This is a genomic window from Collinsella sp. CLA-AA-H302 (assembly GCF_040093305.1).
Taxonomy (GTDB): Bacteria; Actinomycetota; Coriobacteriia; order Coriobacteriales; family Coriobacteriaceae; genus Collinsella.
In genome coordinates, this window is the sequence record NZ_JBBNJW010000023.1 from 1 (window position 1) to 2,128 (window position 2,128).

The 2,128-nt window shown below is 55.9% G+C and carries 1 protein-coding gene; it reads right to left on the minus strand.

Annotated elements, in window-relative coordinates; genetic code table 11:
- Window positions 1-174 precede the first annotated feature (174 nt).
- The gene (locus tag AAAV21_RS10065; RefSeq protein ID WP_349109392.1) at window positions 175-1,869 is read right to left on the minus strand and encodes a phospho-sugar mutase; all 1,695 of its coding nucleotides are present in this window, start codon (window positions 1,867-1,869) and stop codon (window positions 175-177) included.
- Window positions 1,870-2,128 lie beyond the last annotated feature (259 nt).

Below are 2,128 nucleotides of genomic sequence, written 5' to 3' on the forward strand. Positions count from 1 at the left end.
GGCCGCGCGGCAAGGAGATATATTGCCAGACCGGAGGGGCGCCGGGGGCGGGAATCTGGGCGTACACATTTCCTACACATATAAGGACTCTCGGCTTGCTAGCTAAATATAAGAGGGGACCTCGTTTCCGAGATCCCCTCTTTCGTCTATCTATAGAAATAGGCTTTCAAAACCTTAGGCCAACAGCTTTCGACCGGACTCCTCAATCGCGTCAAGTGCTGCATCAGCCTCGGCGGCATCCGCGCCCTTAGCGAAGATGTACAGCTTGATCTTGGGCTCGGTGCCGGAAGGACGAACAATACCCTTGTTGCCACCCTCGAGATCGAACTCAATGACATTAGCCTTCGGCAGGCCGTTCACGCAGGTGTTGTAATCCACGACGGCCTCAATCTTAGAATCGGCGAGCTCCGCAGGCGGGTTCTCGCGCAGACCGGCCATGATGCCGGACATCTTTGCCGCGCCCTCAGCACCCGGATAGCTCAGCGAAATCGTCTTGTTGTGATAGTAGCCATACTTCTCGTACAGCTCGTGCATCGCGTCGGCCAGGTTCTTACCCTGCAGCTTGTAATACTGAGCCATCTGGCAAATCAGCAACGAAGTGCTCACGGCGTCCTTGTCGCGCACATGGTCGCCGGCCAGATAGCCGTAGCTCTCCTCAAAACCGAAGATAAAGCGATCGACTTCGCCAGCATCGGAAAGCGAGGTAATGATGTCGCCGATGTACTTGAAGCCCGTCAGGCAGCGACGGAGCTCAAAGCCATACTCCTCGGCCAGTGCATCGACCATGGCGGAAGAAACGATAGTAGTAACCGCGACCTTCTTGGTGAGATCCTCGCCGCGGGCGGCACGGGTCTTGCAAATATAGTCGAGCAGTAGGACGCCCATCTCGTTGCCGGTCAGCAGCAGGTAGTCATCACCATTCTTGACAGCAACGCCAACACGGTCGGCGTCAGGATCGGTTGCAAGCAGCAGATCGGGGTGAACCTGCTCGCAGAGATCGATGCCCTTCTGCATGGCCTGTCGGATCTCGGGGTTAGGATACGGGCAGGTCGGGAAATCGCCGTTAGGTTCCTTCTGCTCGGGAACAACCGTGACATCAGTGATGCCAGCGCGCTCGAGCACCGTGGTGACGGGAATGAGGCCGGTACCATTCAGCGGCGTATAGACAAGCTTAAGCGGAGCGCCAGCGATCTCCTCGGCAGAAAGATTCGTAACGCCGCGCGCGAGAACGGCGTCGTAATAACGCTCGAGGCACGAGTCATCGATCCATTTGACCAGACCCTGCTCAAGAGCCTCATCGAAGTCCATGGACTTCACGCCGGTGAACGTATCTGTCTCGGCGATAGCCTTAGAAATTGCATCGGCGGCCTCGCTGGTGATCTGGCAGCCGTCGGGGCCATAGGCCTTATAGCCGTTATACGGCGCCGGGTTATGACTAGCAGTCATGCAAATGCCACCGGAGCACTTAAGATCACGGACTGCCCAGGAGAGCGTCGGCACAGGAGAAATCTTGGGATACACGAGGGCAGTCACACCGTTTGCTGCAAGAATGGCAGCCGTCGTCTTAACGAACAGTTCACCCTTATTGCGGCTATCGCGAGCGATGGCTACCGTCGGATGCTCGAAGGTCGCATTGAGATAGTCAGCAAAACCCTGCGTCGCGCGACCGACCGTATAGATATTCATACGGTTGGTGCCTGCACCGATAGTGCCGCGAAGACCGGCAGTACCGAAGGCGAGATTCTGGAAGAAAGCGTCGGTGATGGCGTCCTCATCACCCTGCTCCTTCATCGTGTTGAGCTCAGCGAGGAGCTCCTCGTCCTTGACATTGGCAATCCAAGTATCAAGCAGCTCATGAACATCTGCCATGTGAGTCCTTCCGTCACAATCAATAAAACGACCCGTGTAAAACAGGACAAGCGCAGCAGTGCGCTAAAGCAAATATTAGTCCATTGAGAACAGAGAACCAGCCACAGAACGGTGAACGTTTATATTCACCGGCGGATGATAGGATTGATTTAATTAAATAGAGAATGTCGCCTTTTAACGCAAAAAAAGGGGGAGGCCGCGAGGCCTCCCCCTTCTTCAAGTCATCAGACGGCTCGGTGCCGTCCACCGGTCAGCGGCG